Here is an 18288-nt window from a genome sequence, read left to right as displayed (position 1 = left end):
AGGGTGTTATCCTTTGATGCTCAGCGCTTCGTTGACGAGCGCAGCTTGTTGGGCTTTGTGTTCGCTGGCCAAACCCGTTGCGGGCGAGGCCGATGTGGCGCGGCCGACATAGATCGGGCGGCTGTTCTTGGCACCGATACGGGTCAGTACCCACTCGATGTTCGGCTCGATAAACGTCCAGGCCCCCTGATTTTTAGGTTCTTCCTGGCACCAAACGATTTCGGCATGCTTGAAACGGCTGAGTTCCTTGACCATGGAGATGGCTGGGAACGGATAATATTGTTCCACCCGCATTAGGTAGACGTCATCAAGACCGCGGGCATCACGTTCTTCCAGAAGATCATAGTAGACCTTGCCAGAGCAGAGAACGACGCGCTTGATCTGGTCATCGTCGACCAGTTTTGTGTCGGAATTGCCATGCTGGGCATCATCCCAGAGAACGCGGTGGAAGCTGGAGCCGGTGGTGAATTCTTCGGCCTTGCTGACTGCCAACTTGTGTCGCAGCAGCGACTTTGGCGTCATCATAATGAGCGGCTTGCGGAACGTGCGGTGTAGTTGGCGGCGCAAAATGTGGAAGTAGTTGGCAGGTGTTGTGCAGTTTGCGACAATCCAATTGTCCTGACCACACATCTGCAGGAAGCGTTCCAGGCGGGCGGAGGAGTGCTCCGGACCCTGGCCTTCAAACCCATGAGGTAGCAGGCACACCAAGCCCGACATGCGCAGCCATTTGCTCTCACCTGACGAGATAAACTGATCAAACATGATCTGCGCACCATTTGCGAAATCACCAAACTGGGCTTCCCAAAGTGTCAGCGCGTTGGGCTCGGCGAGTGAATACCCATACTCGAACCCGAGTACCGCGTATTCGGACAGGGCAGAATCGATCACCTCGTACTGAGATTGGCCGCTGCGGATGTTGTTCAGCGGATAATAGCGTTCCTCGGTGTTCTGATTAACGACACCGGAGTGGCGCTGCGAGAACGTGCCGCGGGTCGCATCCTGACCCGAAAGACGAACTGGATAACCTTCAGTCAAGAGCGAGCCAAAAGCGAGGGCTTCGCCTGTGGCCCAGTCGATTCCTTCGCCAGTTTCAACCATTTTGGCGCGCGAATCCAGAAACCGGCCGATGGTTTTGTGAACCGGGAACCCATCTGGCGCGCGGCTGAGAGCGGTACCAACCTCCTTAAAGGTTTCTGGCGACACAGAGGTCTTGCCACGCTGGTAATCCTCTTTCTGTTTGTCGAGATGGGACCAGCGCCCGTCCAGCCAGTCGGCCTTGTTCGGCTTGAAATTCTTTCCAGCTTCAAATTCCTCGTTCAGGCGTGCCTGGAAAGAGGCTTTCATATCCTCAATCTCGCCCTCGGGAATAAGCCCGTCTTTCACCAGTCGTTCTGTATAAAGCGACAGCGTGGTCTTGTGACCCTTGATTTTCTTGTACATCAGCGGGTTGGTGAACATGGGCTCGTCGCCTTCGTTGTGACCAAACCTGCGATAGCAGAAGATATCTAGAACAACGTCCTTGTGGAATTTTTGGCGGAATTCGATCGCAACCTTTGCTGCATGAACCACGGCTTCAGGGTCGTCACCGTTGACGTGGAAAATCGGCGCCTCAACCACCAGCGCGTTGTCGGTCGGGTAGGGTGAGGAGCGGGAGAAATGCGGCGCAGTGGTAAAGCCGATCTGGTTGTTCACGACGATATGCATCGTGCCGCCTGCCTTGTGACCGCGCAGACCTGATAGGGCAAAACACTCAGCCACGACACCTTGGCCTGCAAAAGCCGCGTCGCCGTGCAGAAGGATTGGCAGGACTTGGCTGCGATCCGCATCTTTCAGCTGATCCTGCTTCGCCCGCACCTTACCGAGAACAACCGGGTTCACGGCCTCAAGATGTGAGGGGTTGGCGGTTAGCGACAAGTGCACGGAGTTGCCATCAAATTCGCGATCCGAGGACGCGCCGAGGTGATATTTCACATCGCCCGACCCATCGACATCCTCAGGCTTAAAGCTGCCGCCTTGGAATTCGTTGAAAATGGCCTTGTACGGCTTCTGCATCACATTGGCGAGCACCGACAGGCGACCGCGGTGCGGCATGCCGATGACGATATCGCGGATCCCCAGCGCGCCACCGCGCTTGATGATCTGCTCCATCGCCGGGATCAGACTTTCGCCGCCGTCCAGGCCAAAGCGTTTTGTGCCCATGTATTTGACGTGCAGGAATTTTTCGAAGCCCTCGGCCTCAACCATCTTGTTGAGGATCGCCTTGCGACCTTCGCGGGTAAAGCGGATTTCTTTATCGTAACCTTCGATCCGTTCTTTGAGCCAGCTGGCCTGTTCGGGATCAGAGATATGCATGTATTGCAGTGCAAAGGTGCCGCAATAGGTGCGCTTTACGATGTCCACGATCTGGCGCATCGAAGCAACCTGAAGCCCCAGAACATTGTCGATAAAGATCGGGCGATCCATGTCGGCTTCGGCAAACCCATAGGTGCGCGGATCCAGCTCTGGATGAGAGCTGCCTTCGCGCATGCCGAGCGGGTCTAAATTGGCAGCCAGATGTCCTCGGATCCGGTAGGCCCGGATCAGCATCAGTGCGCGGATCGAGTCCAGTACGGCGCGCTGGATCTGATCGTCGGTCACCTCGACACCCTTGGCGGCGGCCTTGTCCTTAATCTTTTTGCCAGCGCTTTTGGTTTCCGCCGGAGCGGGCCATTCACCGGTTAAGGCGCCGGTCAGATCGTCGTTCGGAGCAGGCGGCCAGTCTGGACGTGCCCATGAGGGGCCTGCGGCCTCGGCCTTTACGTCGAGATCAGCATCCCCCATCTGGCGGAAAAATTCGGCCCAGGCCGCGTCCACCGCATTGGGGTCATTGGCGTATTGGGCATAGAGCTGCTCCAGATACTCCGCATTGTGCCCCTGCATGAAGGAGGAGGCATGGAAGAGATCATTAGGGCTCTGGTCGGTCATGAAAGTACCTCTTGCGGGTTGGGACCGGTTTTTTGCGACCTTGGGTCATGGCTGGCAGCCTGATCAGAAGGCGTTTCGGAAGAGTAAAACCTATGCAGAATCCTGCAGCAGATGTGACCGGCAGTGCATATCAACGGTCGCATCAGCGAAAGGATCCAAAGAAAGTTGAAAAGAGCGCCCAAAAAGAGCGCTCTGCACCGGGGCAGAGGCAGCAGAACTGCCCCGGTGAGAGTGGCTTTCGCCATATGCGGTCGCCTGAGGCATTACTTGCCGATGGCCTTCAGCACGGCCTCGCCCAGTGTGGCGGGGCTGTCGGCGACAACGATGCCAGCGGATTTCATCGCTTCGATCTTGTCTTCGGCACCACCTTTGCCACCGGCAACGATCGCACCGGCGTGGCCCATGCGACGGCCGGGAGGGGCGGTGCGACCTGCGATAAAGCCTGCGATGGGCTTCCAGCGGCCTTTTTTCTTCTGCTCGGCGATGAATTCTGCGGCTTCTTCTTCAGCGGAGCCACCGATTTCACCGATCATGATGATCGACTGGGTTTCATCATCGTTCAGGAACATGTCCAGCACGTCGATGTGTTCGGTGCCCTTGATCGGGTCGCCGCCGATGCCGACAGCGGTGGACTGGCCCAGACCGATGTCTGCGGTCTGCTTCACCGCCTCATAGGTCAGGGTGCCCGAGCGGGACACAACACCGACCGAGCCACGTTTGTGGATGTGGCCGGGCATGATGCCGATCTTGCAGGCATCAGGCGTGATCACGCCGGGGCAGTTCGGGCCGATCAGACGCGATTTGCTGTCTTCCAGCGCGCGCTTCACCTTCATCATGTCCAGCACCGGGATGCCTTCGGTGATGCAGACAATCAGCTCCATCTCGGCGTCGATGGCCTCAAGGATGGAGTCAGCTGCGAAGGGGGGCGGCACGTAGATCACAGAGGCGTTGGCTTCGGTCACGTGCTTGGCTTCATGTACGGAGTTGAAAACCGGCAGGTTCAGGTGGGTCTGGCCACCCTTGCCGGGGGTCACGCCGCCGACCATTTTGGTGCCATAGGCAATGGCCTGTTCAGAGTGAAAGGTGCCCTGCGAGCCGGTAAAGCCCTGACAGATGACCTTGGTGTTTTCGTCGATGAGGACTGCCATTTTAGGAGTCTCCTTGATTTGTCAGCTGTTTCCGACGCGGACGTTGTAATGGGGAGTGCTTGTAGCAATCAGCGACGGTTGAAAGGTCGTCTTGCCGATTTGGCTCTCGTTTGCCCTAAACGCCTGGTGGAGTTTCTGAGGATTTGCGTCTGAGGCGAACACCATGGAGCATTCGCCATCTCGTAGTTTCACAGAGAGGTTCAGTTTTGGGTGATAGTAAGTCTTAAAAGTCGAATGTTGAACAAAACCCAGCTTTGCAGCTTGTGTGGCAACATTAGATCGTTCGCCCCCACACATTTTGCTGAACATTGCTGTCGCAATCGCCGGGCTCACAGCTTGTGATCCTGGTTGGGCATGGGCAGATTGCTGCAGTGTAGTCTGCGGGCGTGTCTCAATCTGAGTGGTCTCGGTTGATTGACAAGCCGAAACCGTCAGAGCCAAAAGTGCAACTAAAACGACGTTTTTCAACTTTCTTAACCCTTAACCGCTTTCACGATTTTCTCGGCGCCGTCGGACAGGTTGTCGGCTGCGATCACATCAAGACCGGAGGTGTTGATGATGTCTTTGCCGGCTTCCACGTTGGTGCCTTCGAGGCGAACAACCAGCGGTACCTTCAGGCCGACTTCCTTCACCGCGGCGACCACGCCCTCGGCGATGACGTCGCAGCGCATGATGCCGCCGAAGATGTTGACCAGGATGCCTTTGACGTTCGGGTCAGAGGTGATGATCTTGAACGCCTCGGTCACTTTCTCCTTGGTGGCGCCGCCGCCCACATCGAGGAAGTTCGCAGGCTCAGCGCCGTAGAGTTTGATGATGTCCATGGTGGCCATCGCCAGACCTGCACCGTTCACCATGCAGCCGATTTCACCGTCCAGAGCGATGTAGTTCAGATCGTATTTGGAGGCTTCCAGCTCCTTGGGGTCTTCCTCGGTGGTGTCGCGCAGTTCGGAGATGTCAGCGTGGCGGTAGACCGCGTTGCCGTCAAAGCCGACCTTGGCATCCAGCACCTTCAGATCGCCGCTGTCGGAGACGATCAGCGGGTTGATTTCCAGCATTTCCATGTCTTTTTCGACAAATGCCTTGTAGAGTTGACCCATCAGCTTCACGCATTGCTTGACCTGTGCGCCTTCAAGACCGAGCGAGAAAGCGACGCGGCGGCCGTGGAACGCCTGATAGCCAGTTGCCGGATCAACAGAGAAGGACAGGATTTTCTCGGGGGTGGCTTCTGCGACTTCCTCGATGTCCATGCCGCCCTCGGTGGAGCAGACAAAGGAGATGCGCGAGGTTTGGCGATCCACCAGCAGCGCGAGATAAAGTTCGGTCTGAATGCCGGAGCCTGCCTCGATGTAGATGCGGTTCACCTGCTTACCGGCGGGGCCGGTCTGATGGGTCACGAGGGTGCGGCCCAGCATTTTCTTGGCTTCGTCAGCGGCTTCTTCGACTGATTTGGTCAGGCGCACGCCGCCTTTTTCACCGGCGTCGGCTTCCTTAAAGGAGCCTTTGCCGCGACCACCAGCGTGGATCTGGGCTTTGACCACCCAGAGCGGGCCGTCCAGCTCACCTGCTGCGGTTTTGGCGTCTTCCGCCTTGAGTACCACACGCCCGTCCGAAACCGGCGCGCCGTAGCTGCGGAGGAGGGCCTTGGCCTGATATTCGTGGATGTTCATCTGAAACTGTCCCGTCTGGCTGCAATTATCTTGAACTAATACGCCGTCATAGCGCCAATGTTTAAAGGGTTTTCTTACAGCTGGTAAAGAAATCCCGAAGATTTGTTGATTTTGTGATCACGGTTTTCCAGCGTGTGATCACAAATTTATGAAAGGTGAACGGTGTTGATTCGATGTCATATGTTCAGACCAACTCCGACTGTCCTTGATGCAATTGCGGCAATAGGTCAGCGTGTTGTTCAACGCGGCGGTGCCTTGTCATTGTCTTTCTGCATCAGTGCATGCGGACTTAATACGGACGTTCAGCGCAGAGCTAGATCGAGCCGTTTGCCAACAGGTCGCCAGGGCACGCATCGTGCAGGATAAGAGCAAAAAATGCCATGTTGTGCTATCTGGATGTTCTGGAGGGGGCAAATCTACGCTGTTGCGAGAACTAGGACGTCGTGGATTCAATACCGTGCCGGAGCCGGGCCGTGGTATCGTCATTGAAGAAAGCTGTGGTGATGGTCGAGCACTGCCATGGGTCAGCCTTGAGGCCTTTGCCCACCGTGCGATTGAACAGGCCCGGCGGGATCGTCAAAGCGCGCGGGACTTGGGCGGTTGGGTGTTTTTTGATCGGGGACTGATTGATGCGGCCGTTGCCTTGGAGTGGGCAGCGGAGGTGCCCATTGCTGATACGTTGATTGGGGCCGACACCTACCATGCCGTTGTGTTCCTAACCCCACCATGGCCCGAAATCTATGTTCAGGAGGCCGAACGACAGCATGGGTTTGCGGATGCGCTTGAGGAATATGACAGATTGTATGCAGCTTATAGTGCGCTTGGGTATGAGGTGATCATCCTGCCGAAGACTGACGTTACAGCGCGCGCGGATTTTGTTCTGAAGCGTTTGGGGTGACGCCTGACACAATTTCTCAACAAAAAAGGCCTGCCAAACTGGCAGGCCTTTCGTCGTCATGTCGTATCGAAGGCTTACGCCAGCGAACCGTCGATACCTTTGCAGGCTTCGACCAGCCCTTTGACTGCATTGACAGAGTTGTCGAACATGGTCTGCTCGTCCGAGGTCATCTTGATGTCGATTACGCGTTCGATGCCGCCAGCGCCGATGACAGTTGGAACACCGACATACATGCCGTTCAGGCCGAGTGGACCGTCAACATAGGCTGCACAAGGCAGTACGCGTTTCTGATCCTTGAGGTAGGCTTCGGCCATCTCAATTGCGGAGGTTGCGGGCGCGTAGAAGGCAGAGCCAGTTTTCAGCAGGCCAACGATTTCTGCGCCACCGTCACGGGTGCGCTGGACAATTGCGTCCAGCTTCTCTTGGCTGGTCCAGCCCATCTTGACCAGATCAGGCAGAGGGATGCCGGCCACGGTGGAGTAGCGGGTCAGCGGTACCATGGTGTCGCCATGACCGCCCAGAACAAATGCTGTCACGTCTTTCATGGAGACTTTGAATTCGTCGGCCAGGAAGTGACGGAAGCGTGCGCTATCCAGAACACCCGCCATGCCACATACTTTGGCATGGGGTAGGCCAGAGAATTCGCGCAAAGCCCAGACCATCGCGTCCAGCGGGTTGGTGATGCAGATCACGAACGCATCAGGGGCGTGGTCACGGATGCCCTCACCGACGGATTTCATGACCTTGAGGTTGATGCCCAGAAGGTCATCGCGGCTCATGCCGGGTTTGCGCGGGACACCTGCGGTGACGATGCAGACGTCGGCGCCTGCAATATCCTCGTAGGACTGGGTGCCGGTCAGGTTGGCATCAAAGCTTTCCGAGGGGCCGGATTCTGCGATGTCGAGCGCCTTGCCTTCGGGGATGCCTTCGGCAATGTCAAACAGGACGACATCGCCGAGTTCTTTCAGAGCTGCGAGGTGGGCAAGTGTGCCGCCGATCTGACCTGCGCCGATTAGGGCGATTTTGGGTCGAGCCATTGGAATATCTCTCCGGTCCGGTTGTAATTGCGGGGAGGACTAAGGGGTTACGTTGCCTCGTGCAAGATGTCAGCGCCATTAGGAGAATTTGCCACAGCCTGTTCAAATCCGGCAATAAGGTCTAAACAGACGACATTTGAGTGGCTTAGAGGGCTTTCCCTGATGCCGGAGATCACGTTGATGTTTTTTCTGGTGGCTATGGTGGCGGTCACCTTCGCTGGGGTCTCCAAAGGTGGCTTTGGGTCGGGCGCGGCTTTTGCATCTTCTGCGATTCTCGCTCTGATTGTGGAGCCGGGAGTGGCGCTTGCCTTTATGCTGCCATTGCTGATGCTGATTGATGCCGCTTCGTTGCGCCCCTACTGGAGGTGTTGGCGAATGCGAGAATCGTTGCTTTTGTTGCTGGGCGGATTGCCAGGTGTGGCATTGGGCGCGGTATTTTATCAGTCGGTGAACGCGGATGTGATGCGGGTGCTGATTGGTGTGGTGGCGGTTGGCTTTGTTCTGTGGCAGCTGTCGGCGGGGCTGCGCGCACGATTGGCGGAGCCGCGCGACAAGGCTGACGTGATCGGCGTGTTGGCCGGCGTTGCTGCGGGTTTCACCAGTTTCGTGAGCCATGCGGGCGGGCCGCCTGCAGCGGTATATCTCTTGGGGCGCAATATGACCAAGACAGAATATCAAGCCTCCACAGTGCTGGTCTTTAGCGTTCTCAACGCTGCGAAATTCCTACCCTATGCCGCGCTAGGATTGGTAACGCCCGAATCGCTCACGCTGGACCTGATGCTGGCTCCTTTTGCACTGATTGGGACATGGATCGGCGTCGTGCTGCATCATCGCGTGCCCGAACGGCTATTTTTTGGCCTCACTTATGTGTTGTTGCTGACGACCGGTGCCAAACTGATTTGGGATGGCGTGATGTGAACGCAGGGCGGTATCAAGAGGTCAGGTAGCATTGCGGGTCATGACCAGGCAGAGCCTCCCCCTCCATTGTTGTAGTCACTGACAGTGACGCCTTGCTCTGCTCAGGCGTCACTGTCAGTGACTGGTAGGGCCTCGGCCAGGAATTCATAGGCCTGACCAGAGGCCACAAGACAGGTAACCCCACCCGGGGTTGTGACAGTAATGGTCCAGCTGCCGCTCTCTTCAGAGGCAAAAGTCTCCATCACCACGCCGCGTTGGCCGATCCCGATACTCTGGCGGCTTTCGCCGTATCGTTCTGCGAGCCGCTTAACCACCTGTTCACGGGGCGCACAGCTGTTGCTGGTCTGTGCTACTGCAGGCAGTGCAATCAAATTGGCCGAGGCCAAAGTGACGCAGAGGGCCGCGCTTTTCACAAATGTTCCTTTGAACGTCGTCTTCAACATGGGTTTTACCCTTTCCAGAAGATCCGGATGCGGGGGTGCCCTGCGGGTTAAGTCAGTTGAACCCCGTAAAGGCCGTATGCTGCACCGGTATCGCGTCATCACTACAGCGAGCGATTTGCCCGCTCCCGAATGGGATAACCCGTTTTGATTCAATCCTCATCCGGTTCCAAAAGATTGCCTAATATAAGCTGACAACCCCTTAACACTCCGTTCTGATCTTATTTTACAAATGATTTTAAAGATTTGGTCGCTTATTTCGCACGTAGGCATGGTTTGCAGGCATGGGCATTCTGCGCTGCGGCATCATTTCTCTTGAAAGCTTCCTTTCGATTATGTAGCCGTTTGCGCAACAAAATGACTCAGGAGATCAGCCATGGATCCACGTGCCCGCCCCTATCGTTCGGTTCTCTATATCCCTGGATCCAAACTGCGTGCTTTGGACAAGGCGCGCAGCCTGCGGGTGGATGCGATCATTTTTGACCTGGAGGATGCGGTCTCAGCCGAGGAAAAAGTGAACGCCCGCCAAACGTTGGAAGAGGCGCTGCGCGAAAATGGCTATGGTGCGCGGATAAAGATCGTTCGGATCAACGGATTGGATACCGAATGGGGACACGCGGATGCCGCCGCAGCGGCCAAGATGGACTGTGATGCGATCTTGCTACCCAAAGTGTCCTCTCCAGTAGATCTGGACGCCCTGGCAGCAATCACGGGAGATAAGCCGTTGTGGGCGATGATGGAAACGCCACGCGGCATGTTGAACGCCGCGGCCATCGCCGCGCATCCGCTATTGCAAGGTATGGTCATGGGGACAAATGATCTGGCGAAAGAGTTGCAGACCCGGTTCCGCCCGGATCGCTTGCCGCTGATGGCGGGGCTTGGCCAGTGTTTGCTGGCGGCCAAGGCGGAAGGCATCATAATTGTCGACGGGGTCTACAACGCCTTCAAGGATGCCGAAGGGCTGGAAGCCGAGTGCGGCCAGGGCCGTGACATGGGGTTTGATGGTAAGACATTGATCCACCCGGCGCAGGTGGATGTGGCAAATTCCGCCTTCGCCCCCTCCGAGGACGAGATTGACCTCGCACGACGTCAGATTGCCGCCTTTGATGCCGCAGAGGCAGAGGGGCAGGGGGTCGCTGTCGTGGATGGCAAGATCGTCGAGAATTTGCACGTGGCCACCGCCCGTGAAATTCTTGCAAAAGCGGATGCAATCGCAGCGGTTTCAGCCTAGGCGTTGGCTCAGTCATAATTCTTTGGGAGACTGACATGGCACTATTGCTTCTAGGCATCCTGATTTGGTGGGGCGCCCATTTTTTCAAACGTTTGGCGCCTGATGCACGCGCTGCTCTTGGCGATCGTGGCAAGGGGCTGATTGCGCTTGTTCTGTTGGCGAGTGTGGTTCTGATGGTTGTCGGGTACCGCAGTGCCGAATCCTTCGATCTGGCCCTGCCGCCGCCGTTCTTTACGCATATCAATAACACATTGATGCTGCTGGCACTTTACTTCACCAGCCCTGGCCCCAGCAAAGGCGCGCTGTTTTACAAACTCCGCCACCCGATGTTGTTAGGCGTTGCGATGTGGGCGGTCGCACATCTGCTGGTAAACTGGGATCCGGCGTCCTTTGTGCTCTTTGGGAGCATGCTGATCTGGACGTTGGCAGAAATGATTGTGATCAACCGCGCCGAGCCAGTCTGGACAGCAAACCCAAAGGGCCGTCTTGCCAAGGACGGCATGTTCTTCTTTGCTTCGATCGTGCTTCTCGGCGTGATCGGCTATGTCCACGGGCTTGTGGGCCCCTCGCCGTTTCCGGGGTGATCACTGATGAAGCTTTATCGATTTCTGTCTGAGGACGACACGTCAGCCTTCTGCCACAAGGTGACCGACGCGCTGAACAAAGGGTGGGAGCTCTACGGCAGCCCAACCCAGACTTTCGACCCCGTGAAGGGGATCATGCGCTGCGGTCAATCTGTGGTGAAAGAGGTGCCCGGCACCTACACCCCTGACACCAAACTGGGAGAACACTAATGGCCAAGACTACTCCGGGCCGCTTCTTTGAGGATTATGCCGTTGGCGATGTGCTGCATCATGCGGTGCCGCGCACTGTCTCGGGGGGGGAGCGCGCATTGTATCACGCGCTCTACCCGGCGCGGCATGCGCTCTACTCCTCGGATGAATTTGCGCGTGGATGTGGTCTGGCGGGCGCGCCGCTTGAGGATCTGGCGGCGTTCCACATGGTCTTTGGAAAGACCGTTCCGGATGTTTCGTTGAATGCGGTGGCAAACCTTGGCTATGCCGAAGGACGCTGGCATCTGCCGGTCTACGCTGGTGATACCCTGCGCGCTGAGAGTGAAGTGATCGGGGTCAAGCAGAATTCCAACGGCAAATCAGGTGTGGTCTATGTCCGCACACGTGGCCTCAACCAGCGTGACGACTGCGTGCTGGACTATGTGCGCTGGGTTATGGTGCGAAAAGGCGATCTGGAGGCGCCCGCGCCCGAAACCTGTATTCCCGAACTCGCCAAGGTGATCCCGGCTGAGGATCTGGTCATTCCCAATGGGCTGGATTTCTCCGGTTATGATTTCGCTCTGGCGGGGGAGGCGCATCGCTGGGGCGACTATGCGGTGGGGGAACAGATTGACCACATCGACGGTGTCACGATCGAGGAAGCTGAGCATATGCTGGCGACGCGGCTTTGGCAGAATACAGCGAAGGTCCATTTTGATACCACTGCGCGCCCGGATGGGACCCGGCTGATCTATGGTGGTCATGTGATCTCTATGGCGCGAGCTTTGTCGTTTAATGGTCTTGCTAATGCACAGATGATTGTCGGGCTGAACGGCGGCGCGCATGCTAACCCATGTACGGCCGGCATGACGATCCGTGCCTGGTCCGAAGTGTTGGATAAGGCTGAGACTAGCGCGCCCGGTGTTGGCGCTATCCGGTTGCGGCTGGTGGCGACCAGCGGTGGCGCGCCCTTCCAGCTCAAGGGTGAGGACGGAAAATATCGCTCAGAGGTCTTGCTGGATCTCGACTATTGGGCCCTAATGCCGCTCTAACGCAGTGGCAGAGAGGCCGGGCCATGCAACTGACTCCACAGACGGCGATCTACATCACCCATCCTCAAGTTGTTGTGGACCCGCAGGTTGAGGTGACCGAGTGGCGTTTGTCCCCATTGGGGTCAGAACGCGTTGATCTGCTAGCGAAACGTGTTGCGGATCTGTCGTCGACTTGTCCTGTTGCAATGGTTTGTAGTGCAGAGCGCAAAGCGATTGAGACTGCCACACCGCTGGCCAATGCGCTGGGCGTGGACCTTGAGCAGCGCCCCCACACCCATGAGAATGATCGCAGCAGTACCGGGTTTCTGCCGCCGGACGCGTTTGAGCGGCAAGCGGACGCGTTTTTTGCCAGCCCTACGCGATCAGTCCGCGGTTGGGAGACAGCGCAAGCTGCACAGGCCCGCATTCTACGCGAGGCGCTCTCCGCAGAGGCAGCTCACGAAGGGCGTGCGTTAATCATCTGTGGTCATGGCGCTGTTGGGACATTGCTTTATTGTGCGCTGGCCGGGCTAGAAATTGACCGACTGTGGGACCAGCCTGCTGGAGGCGGTAACTGGTTTGCCTATGATCGTCTTAGCCGTCGCCCGCTGTCTCACTGGGCACCGATGGAGATATTGTTTGCGGATCAAAACCGATCACGAGAAAAACAATAGGGCCGCGGTTCGGTTTTAGTTAAGCTAGCCATATGCAGATTTTCCGACTGTTGGTTTTCACGCTTATTGTCCAGGTGTCGACACCGGCGCGCGCTTGCGATTTGGCTCTGGTACTTGCCGTAGATGTCTCGGGCAGTGTTGATGTCGAGGAATATCGAACCCAGATGGAAGGGCTGGCTACTGCTCTGCGCGATGGTGTCGTGGCCGAGGCTTTGGTTCGGGCACAGGCGCGGGTGGCGTTGATCCAATGGTCCGGTAGCGGGCGGCAGGATCTGACGCTGGACTGGCGCAGTACAACCGACTTCCGTTCCATCGATCAATTGGCGGCAGAGATCGCCACTGCGCCACGCCCTTGGCGTAATTATGCAACTGGTATTGGCGAGGCGCTGCAACTCGCCCTGGCGCAGTTTGACCAAGTACCCAGCTGTCGTCGTCGGGTCATTGATGTCTCGGGGGACGGACCTTCTAATGAGGGGATCGAGCCAATCGCCATTCGCGGCGCACTCAGTGCAGCCGGTGTTACTGTCAACGCCCTAGCTATTGAAGAGAGCGAGCCGGACCTCACAGCTTATTTCTTTGAGCAGGTGATCCATGGTCCGGGCGCTTTTGTACAGACCGCTGCCAGATTCGAAGATTACCCGCAGGCCATCCGCAAAAAGCTGCTGCGTGAGGTGGCCCAGCAAAACGCGGGTTTGCACAGCTTCGTTCCAACGCTGCAATAAATTTGCGAACACCATGTGATTCTGTAAGGAATCTAAGATATCCTATTTTGTGATCACTTAATGGAAAGCTGTGATCACATATCTCTGTTTTCGCTGCGTTCCAATAAATAACTGCATACTTTTATCGCTCGTTTACGTGACAGGACGCAAAAAACCGCTAAAACGTCGTCAGCTAACCGGAAAGGAGCCAACATGGCCGATGTAAATCGGGGCAACCGCCCGCTCTCGCCACATTTGTCGATCTATCGCCCACAGATGACTTCTATGTCGTCGATCATGGTCCGTGTCACCGGGATTGCATTGCTTGTCCTTACTCTGCTGGTGGTTTGGTGGCTTTTGGCCGCGGCAACCTCTGAAGGTGCTTTTGTCATTATTGACGGTATTCTGCGGAGTTGGCTGGGTGATCTGGTTCTGCTCGGTGCGACCTGGGCCCTATGGTATCACATGCTTGGCAGGCTACGTCACGTGATCTGGGATTTTGGCTACCTACTAGAGGTTAGCATTTCCGAAAAGATGGGCTTGGGCATGTTTATTGGCGCCACAATCCTGACCGTAGTCACCGTCGTACTGGTGTAAGGAGCGAGCTGATGAAATATCTGACTGACCGCAAACGAGCCCAAGGGCTGGGTGCAGGGCGATCCGGAACACGTCATCACTGGCAAATGATGGTCAGCTCGATCCTTCTGGTCCCCATAGTTCCTCTCTTTATCTTCACGTTTGGCTATGGGCTGGGGGGCACCCAAGCAGAAGTTTTTGCCTATTTTTCACGTCCCTTCCCGACCATCGTTATGGCGCTGAGCCTGATCGTGATCACATTGCACCTGTTGCATGAAGCAAACGCTGCGATTGAGGATTACATGCACGGCGTTGCGGAAAAGCTGGCTCTCATTATTGTTGCTGCTTTTTCCTACACTCTGATCGCGGCGGGTCTGTTCGCCCTAGTTAAACTCGCCCTTTAGAATATGCGCGGTAAGGAAAAAACGATGACAGCAGCATATGAATATGAAACCCACGAATACGACGTCGTTGTTGTAGGCGCAGGCGGTGCAGGTTTGCGGGCGACGCTTGGCATGGCGGAACAGGGGCTGCGAACCGCCTGTGTGACCAAGGTGTTCCCAACCCGCTCTCACACTGTGGCGGCGCAGGGTGGCATCGCGGCATCGCTTTCCAACATGGGCCCGGATCACTGGCAGTGGCACATGTATGACACCGTCAAAGGTTCTGACTGGCTGGGCGACACCGATGCGATGGAATATTTGGCCCGTGAAGCGCCGAAAGCGGTTTATGAGTTGGAGCACTATGGCGTGCCGTTCTCGCGGACCGAAGAAGGCAAGATCTACCAGCGTCCGTTTGGTGGCCACACCACAGAGTTTGGCGAAGGCCCCGCTGTACAGCGGACCTGTGCGGCCGCCGACCGGACCGGCCATGCGATCCTGCACACGCTTTACGGACAGTCGCTGAAGAACAATGCAGAGTTCTATGTCGAGTATTTCGCCATCGACCTGATCATGTCCGATGAAGGTCAGTGCCAGGGTGTAGTCTGTTGGAAACTGGATGACGGCACTATGCATGTCTTCAACGCCAAGATGGTGGTGCTGGCGACGGGTGGTTATGGCCGTGCTTATTTTTCCGCGACCTCTGCGCATACCTGCACCGGTGACGGTGGCGGCATGGTGGCCCGCGCAGGCCTTGCATTGCAGGATATGGAATTTGTTCAGTTCCACCCGACCGGCATCTATGGCTCAGGCTGCTTGATCACCGAAGGCGCGCGCGGCGAAGGCGGATATCTGACCAACTCCGAAGGCGAACGGTTTATGGAGCGCTATGCGCCCCAGTATAAGGATCTGGCGCCGCGTGACTATGTTTCGCGTTCGATGACCATGGAAATCCGCGAAGGGCGCGGCGTCGGGGAGCATGGTGATCACATTCACCTGAACCTCAGCCACCTACCATCCGAAGCGCTGGCGGAACGGCTGCCGGGGATTTCGGAGTCTGCAAAGATCTTCGCCGGTGTGGATGTGACCAAGGAGCCGATCCCGGTTCTGCCGACCGTCCACTACAACATGGGCGGTATCCCCACCAACTACTGGGGGGAGGTGCTGAACCCAACCGCCGATGATCCAACCGCTGTGGTGCCAGGCCTCATGGCCGTGGGCGAGGCTGGCTGTGCTTCGGTTCATGGTGCCAACCGTCTGGGCTCCAACTCGTTGATTGACCTTGTGGTCTTTGGCCGTGCAGCTGCAATTCGTGCGGGTAAGGTTGTGGACGCCGGCAGTGCCAATCCGGTGCTGAACCAGTCCCAGATCGACAAGGCCTTTGATCGTTTCGACGGGCTGCGTCATGCTAAGGGCAGTATCTCAACCGCAGATCTACGCCTTGAAATGCAGCGCACGATGCAGGGCGACGCAGCGGTGTTCCGGACGTCGGAGACTATGGCCGAAGGGGTGACCAAGATGACCGCAATTGCGGCCAAATTAGACGACCTTGCTGTGACAGACCGTTCGCTGGTCTGGAACTCGGACCTGATGGAAACGCTGGAGCTGACCAACCTGATGCCCAACGCGTTGGCAACCATCGTCGGTGCCGAGGCGCGCGAGGAAAGCCGTGGCGCCCATGCGCATGAGGATTTTACAACCCGCGACGATGAAAAATGGCGTGTTCACACCGTGAGCCGTGTTGATGGGAATAAGGTGGATCTGACCTATCGCCCAGTCATAACCGATCGTCTCACCACCGAGGCAGAGGGTGGTATCAGCGAACAGAAGATCGCGCCCAAGGCACGGACTTTCTAAGAGCGTGATGCTGCGCATCTTGTCATATTTCGTGGCATGCGGCCTCCGGCGTTGGGGGCCGCAGAGCCGTGACCAGGATGCAGTTTTCAGTTTGCGAGGACGGCTATGATGGTTGTTGAGCAAACCTCTTCGGTGCCATCGAATAAGGTCGGCATGGCGCCGTCCCGGCGTTGGCCCGAGCTTGAATGGCAGCCCGATGTTGCGTTGCGTTTGTTCGGTATGCGCCGTTCGGGCAATCACGCGATTGCCAATTGGTTGCAGCGCAATGCCCCGGCTGGCAAAGCACTGTTCTTCAACAATTGCAAACCGGGCCGGATGCCGCTTCTTAATCATCGTGGTGTGGAGCATGATGCTCAGCGTCTCTCGCGGCAGGACGGCAGCGATTTGGCGGCGCTTGGTGCGAAGATGAAGCAGGGCGGGCTGCTATTGATCTCGTATGAGGACGCGGTCCCGTCCGATTTCAGTATCGACCGGCCTTTATCTGGAAATCTGGATGAGTCTCTGCTGAATGGTGACATTCTGCTTATCCGCGGTTTCTTGAACTGGTCCGCGTCCCTGTTGAAAAAACTACAGCGTAACTCTGGCGTCACCCTGGCCCATCGCGGTTCGGTGGTTCTGCGGGCCATCGACAGCTATCGCAGGATGCTGGAGCTGGCCACTGATGCAGAGGCGCTGGCACTCACTTTGATCTGCTACGACGATTGGATCAGCGATGCAGCCTATCGCGCAGATTGCCTGTCCGCGCTTGGTCTGCCATGCCTCGACAATTCGCTTGGTGCGATCCAGCCCTATGGTGGCGGGTCATCGTTTGAACCCTTCACAAACGAGGGGGCTGATCTGGCAAGTGATCAGCGTTGGCAGCAGATGGCAGAGGATCCTGAGTATCAGGCGATCCTGCATTTGGCTGCCCGTGATGATGCGCTTTGTGCCTGTCTCGAACGTCAGTTTCCGCAGGATGCAGTGCAGTTGTCCAAGCTTGCTGTACACACACCTTTTGCAGCGGGGGGCTTGGAATGATTGCAGTCACCTGTCTCTTCGCTGATGCCATTGCGACCCTTGTGGTTGCCTCTTCGACAGACCCTCGATCCGGCCGAATTGCCGGGACGAGCTCACCGATCTCCTGCCGTCGCAGCGCCACGTGCCTGCGGTTGGCGGGCAGCTAAGCAAGGAGAACGATCTATGGTCGAATTCGCACTTCCGAAAAATTCCAAGATCACCACGGGTAAAACCTGGCCCAAGCCCGAAGGCGCAACCAATGTGCGCAAATTCAGCATCTATCGCTGGAATCCGGATGACGGCAAGAACCCGCAGGTGGATACCTATTTTGTCGATATGGACAAATGCGGACCGATGATTCTGGACGCGCTCATCAAGATCAAAAATGAGATTGATCCGACATTGACCTTCCGCCGCTCTTGCCGTGAGGGCATTTGTGGATCTTGCGCGATGAACATCGACGGGATCAATACGCTGGCCTGCATTTATGGCCTGGATGAGGTTAAGGGCGATGTGAAGATCTACCCGCTGCCGCATATGCCGGTGGTGAAGGACCTCATTCCCGACCTGACGCATTTCTATGCGCAGCATGCCTCTATCATGCCGTGGCTGGAGACCAAAACCAACCGTCCCGCCAAGGAGTGGAAGCAGTCTATCGAGGATCGCAAGAAACTGGATGGCCTATATGAGTGCGTGATGTGCGCGTCCTGTTCGACGTCCTGCCCAAGTTATTGGTGGAACGGTGATCGCTATCTTGGGCCAGCCGCTTTGCTGCACGCATATCGCTGGATCATCGATAGCCGGGATGAGGCCACGCCCGAGCGTCTGGACGAGCTGGAAGACCCCTTCAAACTCTACCGGTGCCACACCATCATGAACTGCGCAAAGACATGCCCAAAGGGCCTGAACCCCGCAAAGGCAATTTCGCACATCAAACAGATGATGGTCGAACGCGCGGTTTAACTTGATGACCTGACAGCCCTGGAATGTCGCCGCC

19 protein-coding genes are annotated in these 18288 nt (G+C 56.8%); 13 read left to right on the top strand and 6 right to left on the bottom strand.

Features of this window, described 5'->3' with window-relative positions; translation table 11 throughout:
- Positions 1 to 6: 6 nt before the first annotated feature.
- The 4 genes from PhaeoP97_RS14775 to sucC all read right to left on the bottom strand — a co-directional run bounded on the left by PhaeoP97_RS14775 (position 7) and on the right by sucC (position 5779).
- Entirely contained in the window at positions 7 to 2964 is a 2958-nt protein-coding gene (locus PhaeoP97_RS14775; RefSeq protein WP_072505716.1) for a 2-oxoglutarate dehydrogenase E1 component, read from the bottom strand.
- A 263-nt stretch (positions 2965 to 3227) separates the two neighbouring features.
- The gene (sucD, locus tag PhaeoP97_RS14770; RefSeq protein ID WP_014873464.1) at positions 3228 to 4112 is read right to left on the bottom strand and encodes a succinate--CoA ligase subunit alpha; all 885 of its coding nucleotides are present in this window, start codon (positions 4110 to 4112) and stop codon (positions 3228 to 3230) included.
- A 21-nt stretch (positions 4113 to 4133) separates the two neighbouring features.
- Positions 4134 to 4580, bottom strand: coding sequence for a hypothetical protein (locus tag PhaeoP97_RS20345; protein ID WP_157891262.1), 447 nt, complete (start codon positions 4578 to 4580; stop codon positions 4134 to 4136).
- A gap of 5 nt (positions 4581 to 4585) precedes the next feature.
- On the bottom strand, positions 4586 to 5779 hold the full coding sequence (gene sucC, locus PhaeoP97_RS14765) for an ADP-forming succinate--CoA ligase subunit beta (protein WP_072505715.1): 1194 nt from the start codon (positions 5777 to 5779) through the stop codon (positions 4586 to 4588).
- 355 nt (positions 5780 to 6134) lie between these two features.
- Between sucC and PhaeoP97_RS14760 the strand changes: the two genes are divergently transcribed.
- Positions 6135 to 6677: an AAA family ATPase gene (locus tag PhaeoP97_RS14760; protein ID WP_072505714.1), complete on the top strand. Its 543-nt coding sequence runs from the start codon at positions 6135 to 6137 to the stop codon at positions 6675 to 6677.
- 74 nt (positions 6678 to 6751) lie between these two features.
- Here the strand turns inward: PhaeoP97_RS14760 and mdh are convergent, their stop codons facing one another.
- A complete protein-coding gene (mdh, locus tag PhaeoP97_RS14755) occupies positions 6752 to 7714 on the bottom strand; it encodes a malate dehydrogenase (RefSeq protein WP_072505713.1) in 963 nt (320 codons plus the stop codon).
- A 162-nt stretch (positions 7715 to 7876) separates the two neighbouring features.
- On the opposite strand from mdh, the gene PhaeoP97_RS14750 reads away from it, so the two are divergent.
- Positions 7877 to 8632, top strand: coding sequence for a sulfite exporter TauE/SafE family protein (locus PhaeoP97_RS14750; protein ID WP_072505712.1), 756 nt, complete (start codon positions 7877 to 7879; stop codon positions 8630 to 8632).
- A gap of 101 nt (positions 8633 to 8733) precedes the next feature.
- Here the strand turns inward: PhaeoP97_RS14750 and PhaeoP97_RS14745 are convergent, their stop codons facing one another.
- Complete coding sequence (locus tag PhaeoP97_RS14745) at positions 8734 to 9075, bottom strand: hypothetical protein (RefSeq protein ID WP_096740460.1); 342 nt, start codon at positions 9073 to 9075, stop codon at positions 8734 to 8736.
- A 373-nt stretch (positions 9076 to 9448) separates the two neighbouring features.
- On the opposite strand from PhaeoP97_RS14745, the gene PhaeoP97_RS14740 reads away from it, so the two are divergent.
- From PhaeoP97_RS14740 to PhaeoP97_RS14690, 11 genes are all read left to right on the top strand, one after another.
- On the top strand, positions 9449 to 10303 hold the full coding sequence (locus PhaeoP97_RS14740) for an HpcH/HpaI aldolase/citrate lyase family protein (RefSeq protein WP_072505711.1): 855 nt from the start codon (positions 9449 to 9451) through the stop codon (positions 10301 to 10303).
- A 35-nt stretch (positions 10304 to 10338) separates the two neighbouring features.
- Positions 10339 to 10887: an NnrU family protein gene (locus PhaeoP97_RS14735; RefSeq protein ID WP_072505710.1), complete on the top strand. Its 549-nt coding sequence runs from the start codon at positions 10339 to 10341 to the stop codon at positions 10885 to 10887.
- A gap of 6 nt (positions 10888 to 10893) precedes the next feature.
- Positions 10894 to 11097, top strand: coding sequence for a DUF1737 domain-containing protein (locus PhaeoP97_RS14730; RefSeq protein WP_014873472.1), 204 nt, complete (start codon positions 10894 to 10896; stop codon positions 11095 to 11097).
- Positions 11097 to 12128: a MaoC family dehydratase gene (locus tag PhaeoP97_RS14725; protein ID WP_072505709.1), complete on the top strand. Its 1032-nt coding sequence runs from the start codon at positions 11097 to 11099 to the stop codon at positions 12126 to 12128. The genes PhaeoP97_RS14730 and PhaeoP97_RS14725 overlap by 1 nt, the downstream gene beginning before the upstream one ends.
- Positions 12129 to 12151: 23 nt before the next feature.
- Positions 12152 to 12781 (top strand): histidine phosphatase family protein, encoded by a 630-nt coding sequence (locus tag PhaeoP97_RS14720; RefSeq protein ID WP_072505708.1) that lies wholly within the window; start codon positions 12152 to 12154, stop codon positions 12779 to 12781.
- Between the two features lie 32 nt (positions 12782 to 12813).
- Positions 12814 to 13503 (top strand): DUF1194 domain-containing protein, encoded by a 690-nt coding sequence (locus tag PhaeoP97_RS14715; RefSeq protein WP_072505707.1) that lies wholly within the window; start codon positions 12814 to 12816, stop codon positions 13501 to 13503.
- A 192-nt stretch (positions 13504 to 13695) separates the two neighbouring features.
- Positions 13696 to 14079: a succinate dehydrogenase, cytochrome b556 subunit gene (gene sdhC / locus PhaeoP97_RS14710; protein WP_072505706.1), complete on the top strand. Its 384-nt coding sequence runs from the start codon at positions 13696 to 13698 to the stop codon at positions 14077 to 14079.
- Between the two features lie 11 nt (positions 14080 to 14090).
- Positions 14091 to 14462, top strand: a complete 372-nt coding sequence (locus PhaeoP97_RS14705; RefSeq protein WP_072505705.1) for a succinate dehydrogenase, hydrophobic membrane anchor protein — start codon at positions 14091 to 14093, stop codon at positions 14460 to 14462.
- 24 nt (positions 14463 to 14486) lie between these two features.
- Complete coding sequence (gene sdhA, locus PhaeoP97_RS14700; protein ID WP_072505704.1) at positions 14487 to 16295, top strand: succinate dehydrogenase flavoprotein subunit; 1809 nt, start codon at positions 14487 to 14489, stop codon at positions 16293 to 16295.
- 108 nt (positions 16296 to 16403) lie between these two features.
- Positions 16404 to 17312 carry a hypothetical protein gene (locus PhaeoP97_RS14695; RefSeq protein WP_237028947.1) on the top strand — a complete coding sequence of 303 codons (909 nt, stop codon included), beginning with the start codon at positions 16404 to 16406 and terminating at the stop codon, positions 17310 to 17312.
- A gap of 162 nt (positions 17313 to 17474) precedes the next feature.
- Entirely contained in the window at positions 17475 to 18254 is a 780-nt protein-coding gene (locus tag PhaeoP97_RS14690; RefSeq protein ID WP_072505702.1) for a succinate dehydrogenase iron-sulfur subunit, read from the top strand.
- Positions 18255 to 18288 lie beyond the last annotated feature (34 nt).

Source organism: Phaeobacter porticola (assembly GCF_001888185.1).
In the GTDB taxonomy this organism is placed as follows: domain Bacteria; phylum Pseudomonadota; class Alphaproteobacteria; order Rhodobacterales; family Rhodobacteraceae; genus Phaeobacter; species Phaeobacter porticola.
Note: the sequence above shows the minus strand (reverse complement) of the source record. Positions and strands in the feature narration are given on the sequence as shown.

Bases quoted from the DNA above. Each gene is read 5' to 3' on its own strand.
- PhaeoP97_RS14775 (WP_072505716.1), bottom strand. From the start codon at position 2,964: ATGACCGACCAGAGCCCTAATGATCTCTTCCATGCCTCCTCCTTCATG.
- sucD (WP_014873464.1), bottom strand. From the start codon at position 4,112: ATGGCAGTCCTCATCGACGAAAACACCAAGGTCATCTGTCAGGGCTTT.
- sucC (WP_072505715.1), bottom strand. From the start codon at position 5,779: ATGAACATCCACGAATATCAGGCCAAGGCCCTCCTCCGCAGCTACGGC.
- mdh (WP_072505713.1), bottom strand. From the start codon at position 7,714: ATGGCTCGACCCAAAATCGCCCTAATCGGCGCAGGTCAGATCGGCGGC.
- PhaeoP97_RS14750 (WP_072505712.1), top strand. From the start codon at position 7,877: ATGCCGGAGATCACGTTGATGTTTTTTCTGGTGGCTATGGTGGCGGTC.
- PhaeoP97_RS14745 (WP_096740460.1), bottom strand. From the start codon at position 9,075: ATGTTGAAGACGACGTTCAAAGGAACATTTGTGAAAAGCGCGGCCCTC.
- PhaeoP97_RS14740 (WP_072505711.1), top strand. From the start codon at position 9,449: ATGGATCCACGTGCCCGCCCCTATCGTTCGGTTCTCTATATCCCTGGA.
- PhaeoP97_RS14735 (WP_072505710.1), top strand. From the start codon at position 10,339: ATGGCACTATTGCTTCTAGGCATCCTGATTTGGTGGGGCGCCCATTTT.
- PhaeoP97_RS14730 (WP_014873472.1), top strand. From the start codon at position 10,894: ATGAAGCTTTATCGATTTCTGTCTGAGGACGACACGTCAGCCTTCTGC.
- PhaeoP97_RS14725 (WP_072505709.1), top strand. From the start codon at position 11,097: ATGGCCAAGACTACTCCGGGCCGCTTCTTTGAGGATTATGCCGTTGGC.
- PhaeoP97_RS14720 (WP_072505708.1), top strand. From the start codon at position 12,152: ATGCAACTGACTCCACAGACGGCGATCTACATCACCCATCCTCAAGTT.
- PhaeoP97_RS14715 (WP_072505707.1), top strand. From the start codon at position 12,814: ATGCAGATTTTCCGACTGTTGGTTTTCACGCTTATTGTCCAGGTGTCG.
- sdhC (WP_072505706.1), top strand. From the start codon at position 13,696: ATGGCCGATGTAAATCGGGGCAACCGCCCGCTCTCGCCACATTTGTCG.
- PhaeoP97_RS14705 (WP_072505705.1), top strand. From the start codon at position 14,091: ATGAAATATCTGACTGACCGCAAACGAGCCCAAGGGCTGGGTGCAGGG.
- sdhA (WP_072505704.1), top strand. From the start codon at position 14,487: ATGACAGCAGCATATGAATATGAAACCCACGAATACGACGTCGTTGTT.
- PhaeoP97_RS14695 (WP_237028947.1), top strand. From the start codon at position 16,404: ATGGTTGTTGAGCAAACCTCTTCGGTGCCATCGAATAAGGTCGGCATG.
- PhaeoP97_RS14690 (WP_072505702.1), top strand. From the start codon at position 17,475: ATGGTCGAATTCGCACTTCCGAAAAATTCCAAGATCACCACGGGTAAA.